The sequence below is a fragment of the Winogradskyella sp. MH6 genome (assembly GCF_022810765.1).
Taxonomy (GTDB): Bacteria; Bacteroidota; Bacteroidia; order Flavobacteriales; family Flavobacteriaceae; genus Winogradskyella.
In genome coordinates, this window is sequence record NZ_CP094494.1 from 766086 (window position 1) to 784198 (window position 18113).

The following is an 18113-nucleotide window of genomic DNA, read 5'->3' on the forward strand; positions in this document are numbered from 1 at the left end:
ATTATAGCATAAAAAACTATACTAACCAAAATTAAGAACTGCAAGACAACATAGAGCATCCTACTTTATGCCTTGCCCATTCTGGTCGTTTAGCAAACCATTTTTCATTTTCTGGCTGTTCGTCGTAAGGATACTTTAGTAATTGAAACAGCGCATTCAACAAATCGTAATTACCTTTATCTGCATCGTCAATAGCCAATTGTGCCATATAATTTCTAAGCACATATTTTGGATTAACAGCATTCATTTGGGTTTGGCGTTGTTGGTCATTTGCTTCTTCTAATTTTAATCTTTTGTCGTAATTATTAAACCAAGATTTCCATTTCATTTCTATTTCGTCCTTAATCTCTTCAGGTTTGTAAAAAGCCTCTTCTACAACCTTTAAACTTTCTTCAGCTTTTCCTTTTCTATGATTAGACAGTAATCGATAAAAAATGGTCATATCGGTTTCAGACAATAAAAGACATTCTTCTAAATCTTCAACCAATTTCTTATCTCCTTCTTCAATAATTTCTAATCCTAATTTTGAACGCATCATGTTCAAAAATTGAATTTCAAAATCTGTTTGATACTGATTTAAAACAGTTTCAAAAGGTTCTGCTTCTTCAACTAGAGGATATAATGCGTTAGCAAGTTGCAATAAATTCCAAAGTGCAATATTTGGCTGATTACCATAACGATAACGTTTATGTTCTCGATCTGTGGTATTTGGTGTCCACCCAAAATCAAAATCTTCTAACCAACCATAAGGTCCATAGTCTATCGTTAAGCCTAAAATTGACATGTTATCTGTATTCATAACACCATGCACAAAACCGACACGTTGCCAATGGATTATCATATCTAAAGTTCTATCTGTAACCGCTTTAAAAAATTTGATATAAGTTTCTTTAGAAGGTTCACCAAGCTTAGGATAAAAGTATTTTATGGTATAATCTGTAAGCTTTTTGAGATTTTCAATATCATTTCTAGACGCAAACAATTCAAAATTACCAAACCGAACAAACGTTGGTGCCACTCTACAAACAATTGCGCCTTTCTCATAAGCTGCATTACCATTGTATAGCATATCTCTTAAGACATCATCTCCTGAAAGCATAAGACTCAGAACTCTAGTTGTTGGCACTCCCAAATGGTGCATGGCTTCGCTGCAAAGGTATTCTCTAATAGATGATCTTAAAACTGCTAATCCGTCTCCTTGGCGAGAATAAGGAGTTTCTCCTGCTCCTTTTAACTGTAAAACCCAACGTTTTTGATTGTGCACAACTTCGAACAAATTGATTGCTCTGCCATCTCCCAACTGTCCAGCCCAATTACCAAACTGATGTCCTGCATAAGCCATAGCATATGGTTCTGTATTTTTATAAACTTCAATACCTGAAAAAACATTTAAAAAATCCTTAGAACCAACATCAACTGTATCAATCCCTAAACTTTCAATCATTTCTTGAGATACATGAATTAATTTTGGAGATGAAGGTACTTTTGGCTTTACATAAGAATACATAGCACCAAATACTTTTCTTCTGGCATTATCCAAATTGGTGTCGGGCGATAACTCCTTATTAAAACTATCTGCTATTTTTAATTCCATATAGACGTTATGAAGACTCTTAAGTCTGAAATGTAATGTTGGTGGTTGCGACTTATTGTAATATCTATGTATAAAAATACAATTTAGTAATTACTAACTAAACTAATTAAATGTTAAGTCTTGTAATTTTCGTAATTTAGACCTAATTAATAATCTACGTTACTTATGGCAAAGTCTCTTATTGAAGACACACAGGAATATGTTTTTAATCTTTTATCCGATAAACTTCCTAACACTTTTATATACCATAATTACACACACACACAACGCGTATTAAAAAGTACTCGAGAACTTATTGAGAATTCTAAAGTTACTAAAGAAGAAGCTCAAATACTGGAACTTGCTGCCTTATTACATGATATAGGTTATACTGTTAGCGCTGAAAATCATGAGGCTGAAAGCGCAAAGCTTGCTGAAACTTTCTTAAAAGAAAACGATGTTGATGAGGCTATCATCAAAGCTGTATCAGATTGCATTATGGCAACAAAATATGATAAAGCACCTAGCAACAAACTTGAAGAAATTATTAGAGATGCTGATATATCGCATTTTGGCAAGAAGTATTTTGATGAGGCTAGTGAATTTCTTAGAAAAGAACTTGAGCTTAGAGCTATTAAAAGCTATTCGCCTGCTGAATGGCGAGCAGAAAACATTAAAGTTCTTACTGCTCATAGTTTTTACACAGAATATGCCTTAAAAAACTGGCAGCCTCGAAAAGAGAAGAACTTGGCTAAGTTGATGGGCAAAAAGAAAAAACGCAAAAAGAAACTCGATGTTGAAAAACTAAAAGCTAAATACAAAGCACAATACAAAAATGAAAGCCCAGAGCGTGGTGTACAAACATTCTATAGAACTGCACTAAGAAATCACATTAAACTGAGTGATATTGCCGATACAAAAGCCAATATACTACTCTCGGTTAATGCTATTATAATTTCGGTTGTACTTGCCAATCTTATTTCAAAATTAGACACTAATCCTTATTTGACGTGGCCTACAGTAATATTTTTATCGTTTTGTGTAATTTCTATGGTGCTCTCAATTGTAGCAACTAGACCCAACGTTACTAGTGGAGAGTTTACCAAAGAAGATGTAGAAAACCAAGAGGTAAATCTTAGTTTTTTTGGAAACTTTCATAAAATGGAACTCAAAGAGTTTGAATGGGCTATAGGAGAAATGGTAAAAGACAAAGATTATATTTATAAGGCACTTACGAAAGATTTATACTTTCTGGGAAAAGTTTTGGAACGTAAATACAGATTGTTAAGAATAACCTATACTGTATTTATGATAGGAATTATAACCTCTTTAATATCATTTGCTATTGCTGTAAAAGACAATCCTAACGTTGACATTAAAGATGTTTTGCCCGAAACCAATACCGAAACAGGTTTTATAAATTCAAAAAAAGAAAGCAATATTGACTTTATGATTTAATGGTTTCCATTAAATCATTGTAAGTGTAGAAGTTCTTATCATCATTTTCATTATGATACAGAATACTTACCCTTAATGCTTTTAATCCTGTGACACCTTGTAAGTCTTCGAGCTCTAAAACTTCCATGTCTTTATCTAGGACGTTTTTAGACTGCAGAAAGCTAATATACCTTTTGTATTCATCTTCATCCTCTTTTTGAGAATAGACAATGGTTAGCTTCCCTTTTTCGGTAATTCGCTCTTCTGTTCCTTTTATAAAAGCTTTATCTACACGCTTTTTAACTACTTCGTAACGTGCGTTATAAGTACCATCTACATCAAAACGTTTTTCATCCATTCTAAAACGAATTGAAAGCGGCTGATTAAACACCAATACCATAGAAGCAACATCTAAACTTATCGGGTATTCGTGTTGATTTTGATAATACGAATTTTCCATTTCGCACATTACCTGTAACTGCCACAACCTTAGATTATAGAGGTAAATCGTATTAAAACTATCTTGCTTAGTAATAGATTCGCCTATATACATATTATGCTCTACACCATCAGTTTTAAAGCGTTCAAAGAAATGAGGGTACATTTCTTGCGCTTCTAGCTGTTTTTCATCAAGTAAAGAGGACATATTGGTATTGATTAATTTTACCGTGTCATCATAATGCTTTCTGTAGAAATAAATAACATTTAAATCTTCATCTATTTTACTAAAATAGTCTTCGATGTCCTCTTTGATATCAGGTTCGGTTTGAGCAATCAACTCAAAAACAGGTTTAACCTCATCCTTCAAAAAAACGGAGATTGCATGCTCGCTATCTACTTTAAAATTTGACCTTAAATCATTACAGTATTCATTTACCTGAAATTTAATCTGCTCTAAAATAGGTAGACTCTTCTTCTGAAGTGTTTTATTCAATATTTTTTCTGCCAAACTTAATTGAAGCGATAAATCTTTTTGTGTTGCCTCGTTTCTTGCATTAGAAGACCCTTTAACATCTATTTGCCCAAATAATGGATATACATTATCAAAAGCTATCTTCTTAAACGTTGGTGATTCACCAGTTTGGTATTGTTTTTTGATATAATTTCTTGCCTCTTGTACAAACTTCCAATGTACACTAGAGTGAATTGAAGTACATTCTTTCTGAATTATAGCTTCTACTAAATTCTCTTCCTCTGCTTTTGATCGTTCTACAGCAGAAACGATAAAAGGCATAACATCCACAAGTTTATTAACATTAACACTATTTAAAACCCTTGGCTGTTCAGATACTATTTCTAAGATACCCATCAACCCTTCGTCATTTGCAATTGGTGCAAAGATGGCGCTTTGTATACCTTGTTCATACAACACTTTAATGTGAGGTTCATCACAATCTGAATCCTCATACATGTTTTTTACATTAGAAATAGTAAAATACTTCTTCTCTTTAAGCAACCTATTATAAGACCATTCACATAAGGCATCTTTACAGTAAGAAGCTTCTAACTCATTGAGAAGATAGCTTGTCATTCCGGTACCATATACCCTTACGAAAGAATCGTCATCCTTATTGTAAATTGAAAAACCAACATTAATATCCTTTATCCCTAAAAGCGAACGAAAAATTTCATGGAAATCTTCCATAAAGGCTTCGTCTTTTCGTTTGCCTTTACCGAGTAAAGACGATTTTATGTTAGATATAGATTGGTCGTCTGTAACATCAAAAACATTTGAGATTACAAATCCTTTGAAGTCGTAACTATTTGGTGGGAATTTTGCTTTCCAGAGTTCTAAATCCTCAAAACCATCTATGAGTTGGTCATAATCCTCAGGAGTAATCTTTATAGCATTCTCATTTGGAGTGATTTCTATAAAATCTGCATTATACAGAATTTTATAATAACGCATTACGCCTTTTTTATCTGGAATTTCATAAAAAAAAGGCCTTTTAAAACTTAGGTCATAACCATAACAAACCTTTAGTATAATAGAACAAGCAATAATATAATTATGATCCTCTGGAAGATTTTTAATTTCTAATTCGAAATCTTCACCAGCATCTTTCAAAATCGTTTTAAAGCGCTCGGAAGCATTAAACACCACATCCTGTAAAGGAATTGATGCCGTCTTAATTTCGTTATGAGTTAAAATAGGACTGAATGAATCTTGAAGGATACCTGCTATTTCATCTTCGTACTTTTCAAACAAAGAAGGATCGCTAAAACCGTCTCTTAAAATAGGGTTTTCTTTAGCTATTTTTAATACGCGCTCAGCATTAGAGACCACTGCTTTACTATCGGAGTGCATAAGCAGTTCATACGTTTCTAGTAGCTTATTAAAGCTAACCTTTATATTTAAAGGCGACTCTTTATGGTTATAAATATTCAATGAATAAAAGTAGTTTTATTTCCTAAGTTACAAATTTTTAATGTAGTCGTGTTTATTTAGACGAACTTACACTAATATTTGTTATAATAAACCAAGAACTAAATCTTCTTTATACTTATAGCAAAACCACCACCTTCAGCTAATTTTAGACTTAATTTAGAACCTTTAGAAACCTCTATTTTTTCAATTGTTATATCTAATGGATTATTATCCCAATGTGCATTTTCTCCATCTTTGTAGATGATAGCTTCGTACTTTTGGTTATCATCTAAAAAGTCAAACGTTAAATCTAAAGTTCTTGCGTTTTCATCTGTAATACCACCAACAAACCAATCACCTGTTTCACGTTCTTGTCTTGCTATAGTTACATAATCTCCAACTTCGCCATTTAACACTTTGGTTTGTTGCCAATCTACACCAACATCTTTTATAAATTGAAGTGGCTCTGGATTCGCTTCGTAATGCTCTACTAAATCAGCAGCCATTTGTATAGGACTATAAATCACCACATACAAAGCTAATTGCTGAGCAATAGTGGTGTTTACTTGATTGTCTGGTTTGTATTCATCAAACTTAATATTGAAAATACCAGGTGTAAAATCTATAGGACCAGACAACATTCTTGTAAAAGCTACAATTGGCAAATGCTCTGGCGGATTACCACCATCACTAGCCCAGGCATTAAATTCTTGACCTCTTAAACCTTCACGAGAAATGATATTTGGATAAGTTCTACGTAAACCTGTTGCTTTAATCGGCTCGTGCGCATTAACTGCAACTTCATATTCCGCTGCCTTTATAGCTGCATTGTTATAGTGATTTACCATATACTGTCCGTGATGGTATTCTCCTTTTGGAAGAATCTTACCAACGTAACCCGATTTCACCGAATGCATACCATATTTCTGCATTAAAGCATAAGCTGTATCTTGTTGTTTTGTATAAGTTTCTGTTGCTGCAGATGTCTCGTGGTGCATGATAATTTGAACACCTTTTTCTTTGGCATATCGTGTTACCTCGTCTAAATCGTAATCTGGATATGGCGTCACAAAATCGAATACTCCTTCTCTATCCTCAAAACCAATCCAGTGTTCCCAACCTGTATTCCAGCCTTCAACCAAAACACCTTTCATGTTGTTTTTTGCTGAGAAGTCTATAAAATTCTTAACGTTTTCAGTTGTAGCTCCGTGTTTACCGTGTGCTCCTCCTGTGTCTGTCCAAGTACTCATATTCTGTGTCATACCATAGTCCCATGAGGATTTCCCTAAGTGCATTTCCCACCAAACACCTGTATATTTCATTGGTGCAAACCACGACACATCTCCTAACTTGTTTGGTTCGTTCAAGTTCACAATAAGTTTTGACTCTATTAATTCTGATGCATTATCAGTGATTTGAATGGTTCTCCAAGGAGTGTGAAAAGGCACTGTTTTTTTAACTTTGTAGTCTGTGTTTCTAGAACCAACAAGGTTACTTTTTAAGTCAAAATTTTCAGTATCAACCTTCAAAGTCATTCCTGAATAATCTAATAAAGCGGCTTCATGAAAACTTAAATGCGTGCCATCTTCACCAACCATTGTCACAGGTGTGTTAACCGCATTTTCTGGGATATACGTTTGCGCTAAGTCATTATGGTTAGCGTATTGCAATGCATCCAATTCTGATAGTTTTGTTGTATTATATAAATGCTCATAAATATCCCAATCACCAGGAATCCAAAACGTTTTATAGTCTTCGGTTAAATTGAACTCTGTATGCTCATCTTTAATCAGTGCTTCTGTCCAACCGTTTTGTTCAGGGAATTCATATCTGAACCCAATACCATCGTCATATACTTTGAAAACAATGTTCATTGAGCGTGCAGCTTCATTATTTTCCTGAAGTTCTACTTTTAACTCGTTGTAATTGTTTACTACATCCAATTGTTCACCCCAAGGCATTTGCCAAGTTTCGTTAAAAGATGATGTTGCTGTATGCTTTATTTTGAAGTTTTCGCCAAAGTCTTCAGCATCCTTAAAATCGAAACCTAAATACGATGTATCTACAACTGTTTTATTGTTAAACATAACAGTGTAAAACGGTTTTCCTTTTGCATTAACATTAAAGTTAACAGCTATTTCAGAGTTAGGTGATTTGACCTCTAGGATCTGTTCCTTTTCTGTTGAACAAGCATAAAGCGCTAAAACAAATAGAGGTAAAATATATTTAAATTTCATAGTTATTCTTTTTCGATGAGTACGATATTAAAATCTGAATTAATAGTAATTTTTCCATTTTCTACGGTTGCTGTTTCACCTGAATAAGCATCTCTCAATACAGTGCCTTCTTCATAAATTTTGGATACATCAATAATTTTCTCGCCTTTATCTAAATCTAAACCTATAACAACCAAATCATTAAAGTCACCTTTTTGATAACTTCTATAAAACAGATACGGTTCTTGAGTTATCATCTGGTGAGTACCAGCTCCAATAGACGGATGACGCTCTCTAAATTTACCCAATTTTTGCCAGTGTTCTAGGACTTCTTTTGTTTTTATATCTGATTTTACAGCATCCCAATTCATAAACGAACGTAAGGTTGCATCACCTTGAGTGCCTTCAATCACTAAAGATCTTGCAGATTCATCACCATAATATACTTGTGATGTTCCTGGAGATAACAGTAATTTGTTAGCGGTCTCAAATGGTTTTTCCCTTTTAGGATCGAATGGATCACCATCATCATGAGAGCTTAAATAATTTAATACACCAAACCCTTTCAACTCGTTATTTAAAATACCTGAATAACGTTTGAATAATTCTTCGTAACCATTTCCTTTAGCATTCCATTTGAATTCGAAATTGATTTGCGCATTGAACATATCATCATAATAGTTCACTTTTTTATCACCATAATCAAACATTTTTCCTCCACTGATGCCGTAGTTATAAACTTCACCTACCAGATAAAAATCATTATCATCCATAACTTTTTCTGGATTGTTCTTTTTGAATTCCGCAAAAGCATAATCACACTCTTTTTTGAATTCTTCCCACACATAGGCTTCGGTATGTTTTACTGTATCGCATCTATAACCATCAACACCAAACTCGGTGATGTAATCTGTAAGCCACTTCATGATATAAAAACGTGGTGCTCTTGGGTGGCCAGTTCTTTCGAAAAACTCGTCTAACTCTTTTACTTCTTGCTCAAAACGTCCTTCAGCTTTCCATTTTTCAACCAGTTGCGGAGGTAACTCTACATTTTCATTGCTTTCAGTTCTGATGTCTGGTAGGTTTTTCACCAAAGTACAACTTACGGTATGTTCATAATTATCATAAGTGCACTGTACATCTGTACGCACCCATTCTTCTGGCCAAACTGGGTCTTTTTCTGTTACAGGACCTGTGTGATTAATCACTGCATCCAACACAATACGAATGCCTCTAGCATGCGCTTCTTTTACCAATTCGTGTAAATCTTCTTTAGTACCAAAATTTGGATCTATACTTGTCCAATCTTTTGCCCAATAACCATGAAAACCGTAAGTGACTCCTGTTCCTTCGTCTGTTCCTCCATGGATTTGCTCTACGATTGGTGTCATCCAAATGGCATTGATGCCCAAATCGGTAAAATAGCCTTCTTTTATTTTTTGTGTAATCCCTTTGATGTCGCCACCTTCAAAACCACGCAATTTTCCTGTTTCATTTGTTCTATTGAAGTTAACATCGTTTGATGTATCCCCATTATTGAACCTATCGGTTAACAAAAAATAGAGATTCGCTCCTTCCCAAACAAATGGCGCCTTTGGTTTTTCTTCGACTACAGTTCTATTTTCTTTACAGCTAAGCATTGAAAAAGCTATAATGGTTACTAAAAAATATTTGTACATTATTGTTTGATTAAAATGTGAAATGCCCAAGGCTTTATATCAAAAGCATCACCTGAAAGTATCGCTTTATTGTTTGTTATATAATCTAAGTATACACCTTTTGGAATAGTGATTTTATTTCCTTCGTTTGAAAAATTCCCAACAAACAAAATAGTTTCATCACCTTTAGAACGTTCAAACATTAAAATATCAGTTTCTGACTCCAAACGCTTATAATCAGCAGCATTTTTACCACCATTCAAGGCTGGATTGGTGTTTTTAAGCTCTCCTAGTTTTTTTAACAAATTGAAATATTCACCCTTAGTTTTCGGGATAGAATCTTTTTCAAAAAACTTAAGGCGATGCGCCATATCATACTCCTGTCCACTATAAATTAATGGCATTCCTGGCATCATATATTCTAGTGCAGTAAATATGTCTTTTTTATCTCCCATGCGCTCTTTTATGGTTCCATTCCATGAGTTTTCATCGTGATTGGTCACAAAATTCATAAGAATATCATCGGCTTCATAATCCGTTGAAACTTTAGCCATATACTCATCAAAATCCTGAGTTGTTTTTTCGTCTTTTGCCATTCCATTCATTAAATGGTGACCATTCCAAGCATACGCCATATCAAACAGTTCGCCTTTTAGTAATTCTGGCTCCCAAGCTTCAGCTAACATAAAAACGTTTTTCTCGCTTCTTAACTTAGAAATAGCCGTTTCCCAAAAATCGACAGGCACAGAACCTGCAACATCACATCTAAAGCCATCTACACCTTCATCTTTTACCCAATACAACATATCCTCAATCATTTCCTTACGCATGTCTTGATTGTCGTAGTTTAAATCTGCAACATCCGTCCAATCTGTACCTTCTGGATGAACAACTTCGCCATCTTTGTTTTGTGTATAATAATCTGGATGATTTTTTAGCCACTCATGATCCCAACCTGTATGGTTTGGTACCCAATCTAAAATGACATAAATGCCATTCTCGTGAGCCGTTTTAACTAATTTTCTGAAATCTTCTTTAGTTCCAAATTCAGGATTGATTTTAGTAAAATCGGTTACTGCGTAATAACTCCCTAAATATTTAGCCTGTTCCTCTTCTGGAAATTCTGAAGCAAACTTTCCTCCCTCGGCTTTTCGTTTGGTTTCAGAAATAGGAAAGACTGGCATTAACCAAATGACTTTTACACCCAGTTCTTTTAGCGTTGGTATGTCTTTGGTAAATTCATCAAAAGTACCTTCTGGCGAGTATTGACGAATATTGGCTTCATAGATTACAGCCGTTTCCAAAATCTCATCTGAAATCGGTTCGATTTCTACACTGGTTTTTGGCTCGTCTTCTACTATTTTAGTTTCCTTTTTTTCTTCTTTGCAACTTGCAAACAGAGCAATTGCAAAAAAGGTAAATATTAGTTTTTTCATGATTACTTTATTTTAAGTATGAATGATTCTAAAGGTTTTATATCAATACGAACTTGGGCTTTACCGTCTTCAACTTTTAAAGTTGAAGTATAATTCTTGTACAACTGGTCTTCAACTTCATAATTCCCATCTTTCAACTCTAATTTTGAGACCAAATCTTCTGGTAATTGCAATTCAAAACCATAATTGTTTTCGGTATTAAAGTTTGAAATTATGATTAGTTTTTCATCTTCACTCCAACGTGCAAAACTCAATACTTTATCATTATACCATTCTGTATGTTGTTGGTTGTAATGTTGTAAATCTTGATAGTCTCCCATTAAGGCATCACTGCTAATCGTGAAGTTTAATAAGCGCTTGTAAAAGTCTCTCAATGATTTTTCATCTTCGGTAGATTGACCACCATCAAACTGCTTATTGTTTACCCAACGCACAACGCTTGGCACGCTTCCATAATCAAAAATCGAAGTTCGTGTTGGGTCGCCAAAACCTAAATCTTCCTCAGCTTTTTCACCAAATTCCTGACCAAAATATACCATTGTTGGCGATGTACTTATAGTTGCAGAAACCACCATTGCTGGCTTTCCTTTTTCGGCATTACCTGCAAAATCTGGACTCGCAATACGTTGCTCATCGTGGTTTTCTAAAAAGTGAAGCATGTGGTGTTCAATATCTTTCAATTCCTCTTGAATTGGTGGAATATTGTTTGTGCTACCGTGACCTTGCATTACGTGTTTTAAGGTATCGTACAATTGCACCTTATCGTACAGATAATCCATTTTTCCTTTTTTAATGTAATCTCTGTACAAATGTGGTTGGTAAACCTCAGCTAATAGAAATGCATCAGGATTCTTCATCTTGATATGCGAATTCATATAACTCCAAAATTCCACAGGTACCATTTCTGCCATATCAAAACGAAAACCATCAATGCCTTTTGCTGTCCAATACAAGGCTATGTCTTTAAACTTTACCCAAGAACTTGGTACGGTTTTGTCTTTCCAAAAGTTATAATGTGCTTTGTAATCTTCATTATCAAAACCTTCAGGCAATTCATCAAAATCCTTTTGACCGTCTGGATTTATTCCGTAGTTAACTTTTACAGTTTCGTACCAATCGTGCATTTTAGGTTGCGACGCTCTTGAACCATTGCCTGTCCATTTTGCTGGAACTTCTTCAAACTTACCATCGGCTTCTGAATGATTTTCGCCACCTAAAGGTTGGTAACCGTTTTCCCAATTTGGCACTTCAAAAGTTTCGCCTGGATTGTAATAAAAGTTATTATTGACTGCGTAAGTCACGGTTTTATCATCTTCTGCACCAAAATCCGTTGTACCTTCAGGATTAGTTAGACTTTGATAATTACGCGCCACATGATTTGGCACAATATCGATTATAATTTTTAAGCCTGCCTTATGTGAACGCTCTATTAAAGCTTCAAACTCTTGTAATCTATTTTCAACATTTTCAGCTAAATCAGGATTCACGTTATAATAATCCTTTACAGCATAAGGGGAACCTGCACGACCTTTCACCACATCTGGATCATCATTTGAAATGCCGTATTTTGTGTAATCTGTAATTACATCGTGATGTGGTACACCTGTGTACCAAATATGCGTCACTCCTAAATCCTTGATTTCAGCAAGTGCTTTGTCTGTAAAGTCGTTGAATTTACCAACTCCATTTTCTTCAAGTGTCCCCCAAGGTTTATTGGTTGTATTTGTGTTTCCGAATAAACGTGTAAACACCTGATATACGACTTCCTTCTTTTTTATTTTGGGCATTTTTTCTACTGTTTTTTCGGTAAGTGTAGTCTTTTCTTTTGATTCATTTTTACAAGCCAAAAAGGTAAGCAATAGAAAAGCTATAATATATGTTGTTTTTGTTTTCATTATCAATTGTAGACCTGCAAGGTTTTGAAAACCTAACTAGGTCTTGGTATTTAGTTTTATCTGTCTAATTTTATTTTAATTTCTTTTTCGGTTGCAGTATCCCAAGTCACATTAAGCGTTAGAGTTTTATATTTTGAATTATACTTCCCTTCAACCTTTTCCTTTCCTATTTTAATCTTCTTTGGTTTATTTTCAATGTTGTGGATTGTTAAAGCAATGTTTTTTGTGTCTGCTGAATAGTTAGCTCCTGTTTTAGCTTCAAACTCTACTTCTAACCAATTGCCATCAACTTCGGCTTCAAACTCTAAAATTTGAAAAGCTTCATTCTCGATTGAATTGGCTGTTTTTCCATTATCAAAATAGAATTCTCTCTCAGACTCTTTTACAGAAGTATCGTGATAGTATTGTAGTTGAAATGTACTATCATCATAATTTTCGGTAGTTTGAACCACATCGGTTAAAGGAACAAAAGCACCTGCTCTAACATAAACAGGGATAAAATCTTCTCGCAACTGAACGGTTTTTGTTGTACCTCCTTCGGTAATATTATCGGTTTCAATATCAAACCATTTTGAACCTTTTGGGAAGTAGACGTCTTGCTCTTTTTTACCAGCTTCTAAAACTGGTGATACCAAAATATCATTTCCCCATAAATAGGTTTTGGTATAATTGAATAACTCAGGATTACTTGGCTCTTCAAACATTAGTGGACGCATTAATGGTTTTCCGTATTTGTGATTTTCATAAACTAAATTGTAGTTATACGGCAGCAACCTATATCGCATCGCAATAGCATAACTTGCCAATCGCTTTGCTTTTTCACTTCTGAACACTGGTTCACTTGGCACTTCTTCTTGAGCATGAGGTCTAAATATTGGATTGAAGACACCATACTGCAACCAACGCACATACAATTCGTCATCTAAATTTGCGCCTGCAAAACCACCTAAATCGCTATGCATATAGGCCAACCCTTGCATTCCCATTTGAAGCGCAATTTCCGGCTGACTTTGCAATCCTCCCCAAGTTCTGTTAACATCACCAGACCATGGCACCATTCCATAGCGTTGGCTACCAGAATAACCAGCACGCATTAAAATAAATGGTCTTGTTTCTGGAAAATCGCGTTGATAACCTTCATAGATTAAACGTGCCCAATCGTGACCGTAAATATTATGAACTTCTGAAGCTGAACCAGTATGATGTTGCACCCAATCTGGATGCACTTCTGGCTCACCTAAATCTCCCCAAACACCAGCCACATCTTTGTTGGCTAAATCTTTGTAAATGTTCCAAAACCATTGATCTCCTTCTGGTTTATAAATATCAATAAGTCCTGTATTACCAAAGTAAAAATCATACCTAGCATTATTGCCTACAGAATCTTTCGCTAATACGTTTTTGGCAACTGCTTCATCCCATTTTTTTGACGTAGTCAACACAAAAGGCTCTGTAATTGTTATGGTTTTTACACCTTTATCATTGAGACGCTTTACCATGCCTTCAAAATCTGGAAATGAATCTCTAAAGACTTCCAAATTTCCCATGGTACCTTGTATATCTTTTCCGAACCAGTACAAGTCTAAAATAATAGCATCTACAGGAATTTTTTCTTCTTTGAATTTTGAAATCGTGTTTTCAACTTCTTCTTGTGAGTGATACCCAAATCGGCTTGAAAAATTGCCCAAAGCCCAACGTGGCAACATAGGTTGCTTTCCTGTGAGATTGGTGTAATTATTCAGCATGTCATACCACGACTCACCTACAATAATTTGATAGGTTTTACGTCCTGAAACTGTTTCGTAAGTTAAGGTGTTATCGTCTTTGCTATCTAAATCTAAGTATCCAATTGGTGCATTATCGAAGTGAATCATATATTGATTAGACGATAATACGATTGGCATTGTGAAATTCATTAATTCGCTATATGTTTCGTAACCATAATGCGCTCTATTGAATAATGGCAAACGATGTCCTCTGCGATTCATACCCAAAGCTCTTGCTCCTCCTCCGTACAACACTTCATCTTTTGATAAATTGAATTCTATTTTTTCGGTGGAATCGGCAACGATATTGCCTTTTACCATATCCATTGGCTCGTGCTTACTTTTGTAGTAACCACGTTTTTCAGAAGTAATGAGTTTGTCCTTGTAGTAGTATGAGATTTGGAAGGGGGATTTCTGGATTTTTACTGTTGTAAAATAGTTACAATTGAGGTTTGAAGGCAAACAATCCTTTAAACTGTTTGAACCAATAAATTCTATAATACCACCATCAGTTATTTTAAGACTCACATCAGAGTTTTTATTATGTTGAGCTACAGCGTGACTTTCTTTTTTTTGACTTTCGCCTTTTGGAATAAACGTGGTCTCAATAGTATTTTGAGAATAAAATTGAAATACATATTCACCATCGTTAGTGGTAACACTTAATTTTCCATTTTCAAGTTGATGCGATTGGTATACACGGTTTGGGTTTTGTGCAACTACTGAAACCGTTATGAAGAAAATAGAGATGTATAGGATGATATGTTTCATATAATTTAAAATAGATTCCTGCCTTCGCAGGAATGACAAAGCCAATTAATTATTTCCCAAAAAAAACAATAAAGGTTGATTTAACCTAGCGTTCCAAGAATTTTCCGAATGGTCTGTACCTTCAAAAAACAAGTTCTTGGCGTTATCTTCTGTGTATCCTTTTTGTTTTAAAATCGCGTCAACTCTTGGTGCGTATTGTGGATAATGTTCGTCTAAAGTTTTGTTACCGTAATCGAAGTACAATTTGTGTTGTCCAGCTTGTTGCAAATTGGCTTCCATATACTTAAAAATGGCATCTGGATAAGGGTTATTGTCAATTGGCATTGCACCAACCCAATGCGTGGATATACAGGCTGCACCACCAAACACTTCTGGATATTCACTAATGGCATACATAGACATTAAACCTCCCATACTAGAACCCATCACAAATGTATGTTCTCGATCTTTATAAACTGAATACGTACTATCTATTACTGGTTTTAATTCTTCAACCAAAAACTTTAAATAGTTGTCACCATTCAACTTAAAATCTTTTGAACCTGCTATACTTTTTAATTCTGATTTTGCTTCTTCAGAAATGTAATCAAAAGCTTTTTGAGGAAATAAATCTTGCCAACGAATATCTGCAATGTTATAAACACCAACTACAATAAAATCTTTAGTTTTTCTATCTGACATTAAGGTTGAAGCCCATTCATCCACCTTCCATTCTTGCTTGTTCCAAGTTGTGGTACTATCAAACAACATTTGGCCATCGTGCATATATAAGACATTGTATTTTTTGTCTTCGGAATAATCTTCAGGCAACCAAACATCAACTGGTCTTGGTTTAATGTATTCTGACGGAAAATCTTCTACTCGCAACAGTTTCCCAGCAGCTAGTTTGGCATTTTCAACCGTTTTGAATTCAATTGTTGATTTTTCAATTGTTTCGGATTCAGAAGTTTCTTGTTTTGCGTTTTCATTTTTACAGGAAAAAACTATCAGACTTAAGCAAAAAAGGATATTTAAAGACTTCATAATTACAATTTTGTGGTATAGATGTAACTTCCTTTCTCGTTGAGTTTTATACTATCTCCCCAAGTTAAAGTTTCTCCTGTAATGATGTTTTTTAAGGTTTTGCCTTTCAATCCCATTTCTTCGTGATACTTTAAATCAATTTCAATAGGCTCATCATTTTTATTCATAATATGAACCACTGTTTCGTCTCCATTGGTACGGTATAAAAAGTAAGTGCCTTGAAAAGGTGCAAAATGCTTTGTCTTGCCTTTGTGAATAGCTTCACTCGTTTTTCTGTAATTTAAAACGGTCTTTAAAAAGGATTGCATTTCTTTTTGGTCTGATGTCAAACCTTCACCTGTAAATGCATTTACTGTATCGCCTTGCCAACCTCCTGGGAAATCTGTACGGATTAATCCGTGGTCTCCTGGCTTATCAAAATCGTTCATTAAGATTTCTGTTCCGTAGTAAATTTGTGGAATTCTCGGCAACATCAAAAGATAACTCAATGCCATTTTTGTATTGATAATATCTCCTTTGAGCTGAGTGAAAATTCGACTCATATCGTGATTATCTGGAAAAGCCATAATCTTCTCTGGTGCGGTATAAGCAAAATCATTTGCTAAACCTTCATATATCTTTACCAAACCATTGTTCCAACTTTCATCTTCATTTAAAGCCTCAACTAATTTTGCTTGCATCGCAAAATCCATTGACGATGTTAAATTAGAATCATAGCCATCTTTATTGACATGTCCTTCTTGCCAATACGCAATTAGCAACGGATTTAAACTCCACTCTTCTCCAACGATGCTGAAATTTGGATATTCGGTCATAATGGCTCCTGCCCAATCGCTCATAAAATCCTTGTCTGGATATGGATAAGTATCCTGTCTAATGCCATCCAAACCTAAAACTTCTACCCACCAAATACTATTCTGAATAATATATTTAGCCATAAATGGGTTTTTCTGGTTTAGGTCTGGCATACTAGGCACAAACCAACCTTGTGACATGCCTTCGTAATCTGCTTTGGAAGCATAAGGATCTTGATTTGTAGTACGTCTATGATTAGACATTTTTGTTGTTTCTCTGTTCCAATTATCCTTGTTCTGCTCGTAATGCGTTTGGTAATTTACCCAATCTTTAAATGGTAAATCCTTCATCCACCAATGTTCTAATCCGCAGTGGTTAGCCACTTGGTCCATAATAAGTTTCATATCTCTACTATGAAGTTGGTTGGCTAAGTTTTTATATTCGTTTAAGGTTCCGAAACGTGGATCTACTTTATAAAAATCGGTCATGGCGTAACCATGATACGAACCTCTTGGCATATCGTTGATTAAAACTGGGCAAGGCCAAACCGCAGTAAAGCCCATCTCATCAATGTAATCTAAATGCTCAGTAATTCCTTGAATATCTCCACCATGACGCTTATAACCATCCGTTCTATCGATGCCTTGTTGCAGTAAACCTTCAACCTCATCATTATCTGGGTTGGCATTTGCAAAACGATCTGGTGTAATAAGATAAATAGCATCAGAACTATTGAAACCTACATAATCTTCAGCAGATTTTTCTCTGGCTTTTAACTCGTAGGTTTGCGTTAATTCAGTGCCATCTTCCTGTTTAAAAACAATATTGAATTGACCTGGCTTTACACCTTCAGCAATTTCTAAATCTAAAAACAGATAGTTTGGACTATCGGCTTTGTGGACTTCTTTAAGTGTGATTCCAGATTTTGAAATCTCAACTTTGGTGCTTCCAATATTTGGATGTTTTACTAAAAGTTGAAGCGATTTGTTTTTAAAGCCTGTCCACCAAAATGGCGGTTCAATCTTATCAATATCATTTGCTTCAACTACTGGCTGATCTTCAGTTTCAGTCGTTGTAGAATCTGCCTTTTCTTTACAAGACCACATTAAAACGATTGAAAAAAGTGTTATAACTAATGATAATTTCTTCATAATTAATGTATTTAATGTTCTTGT

General features: G+C 34.8%; 10 protein-coding genes. 1 reads left to right on the plus strand and 9 read right to left on the minus strand.

Features of this window, described 5'->3' with window-relative positions; genetic code table 11:
* Positions 1-31 precede the first annotated feature (31 nt).
* Positions 32-1594 carry a protein adenylyltransferase SelO gene (locus tag MST30_RS03580; protein WP_243473040.1) on the minus strand — a complete coding sequence of 521 codons (1563 nt, stop codon included), beginning with the start codon at positions 1592-1594 and terminating at the stop codon, positions 32-34.
* A gap of 165 nt (positions 1595-1759) precedes the next feature.
* Here MST30_RS03580 and MST30_RS03585 point away from each other — a divergent pair, with 165 nt between their 5' ends.
* On the plus strand, positions 1760-3031 hold the full coding sequence (locus tag MST30_RS03585) for a Pycsar system effector family protein (protein WP_243473041.1): 1272 nt from the start codon (positions 1760-1762) through the stop codon (positions 3029-3031).
* Here the strand turns inward: MST30_RS03585 and MST30_RS03590 are convergent.
* From MST30_RS03590 to MST30_RS03625, 8 genes are all read right to left on the minus strand, one after another.
* Positions 3021-5318: a GAF domain-containing protein gene (locus MST30_RS03590; RefSeq protein WP_243473042.1), complete on the minus strand. Its 2298-nt coding sequence runs from the start codon at positions 5316-5318 to the stop codon at positions 3021-3023. The two genes, MST30_RS03585 and MST30_RS03590, sit on opposite strands and share 11 nt — an antisense overlap.
* A 179-nt stretch (positions 5319-5497) precedes the next feature.
* Complete coding sequence (locus tag MST30_RS03595; protein WP_243473043.1) at positions 5498-7615, minus strand: glycoside hydrolase family 97 protein; 2118 nt, start codon at positions 7613-7615, stop codon at positions 5498-5500.
* A gap of 2 nt (positions 7616-7617) precedes the next feature.
* The gene (locus MST30_RS03600) at positions 7618-9273 is read right to left on the minus strand and encodes an alpha-amylase family glycosyl hydrolase (RefSeq protein WP_243473044.1); all 1656 of its coding nucleotides are present in this window, start codon (positions 9271-9273) and stop codon (positions 7618-7620) included.
* The gene (locus MST30_RS03605) at positions 9273-10688 is read right to left on the minus strand and encodes an alpha-amylase family glycosyl hydrolase (protein WP_243473045.1); all 1416 of its coding nucleotides are present in this window, start codon (positions 10686-10688) and stop codon (positions 9273-9275) included. The genes MST30_RS03600 and MST30_RS03605 overlap by 1 nt, the downstream gene beginning before the upstream one ends.
* 2 nt (positions 10689-10690) lie before the next feature.
* Positions 10691-12583, minus strand: coding sequence for an alpha-amylase family glycosyl hydrolase (locus MST30_RS03610; protein ID WP_441372747.1), 1893 nt, complete (start codon positions 12581-12583; stop codon positions 10691-10693).
* A gap of 56 nt (positions 12584-12639) precedes the next feature.
* Positions 12640-15120, minus strand: coding sequence for a TIM-barrel domain-containing protein (locus MST30_RS03615; protein ID WP_243473046.1), 2481 nt, complete (start codon positions 15118-15120; stop codon positions 12640-12642).
* Positions 15121-15165: 45 nt separating this feature from the next.
* The gene (locus tag MST30_RS03620; RefSeq protein ID WP_243473047.1) at positions 15166-16143 is read right to left on the minus strand and encodes an alpha/beta hydrolase; all 978 of its coding nucleotides are present in this window, start codon (positions 16141-16143) and stop codon (positions 15166-15168) included.
* A gap of 2 nt (positions 16144-16145) precedes the next feature.
* The gene (locus MST30_RS03625) at positions 16146-18089 is read right to left on the minus strand and encodes a glycoside hydrolase family 13 protein (protein ID WP_243473048.1); all 1944 of its coding nucleotides are present in this window, start codon (positions 18087-18089) and stop codon (positions 16146-16148) included.
* Between the last annotated feature and the right edge of the window lie 24 nt (positions 18090-18113).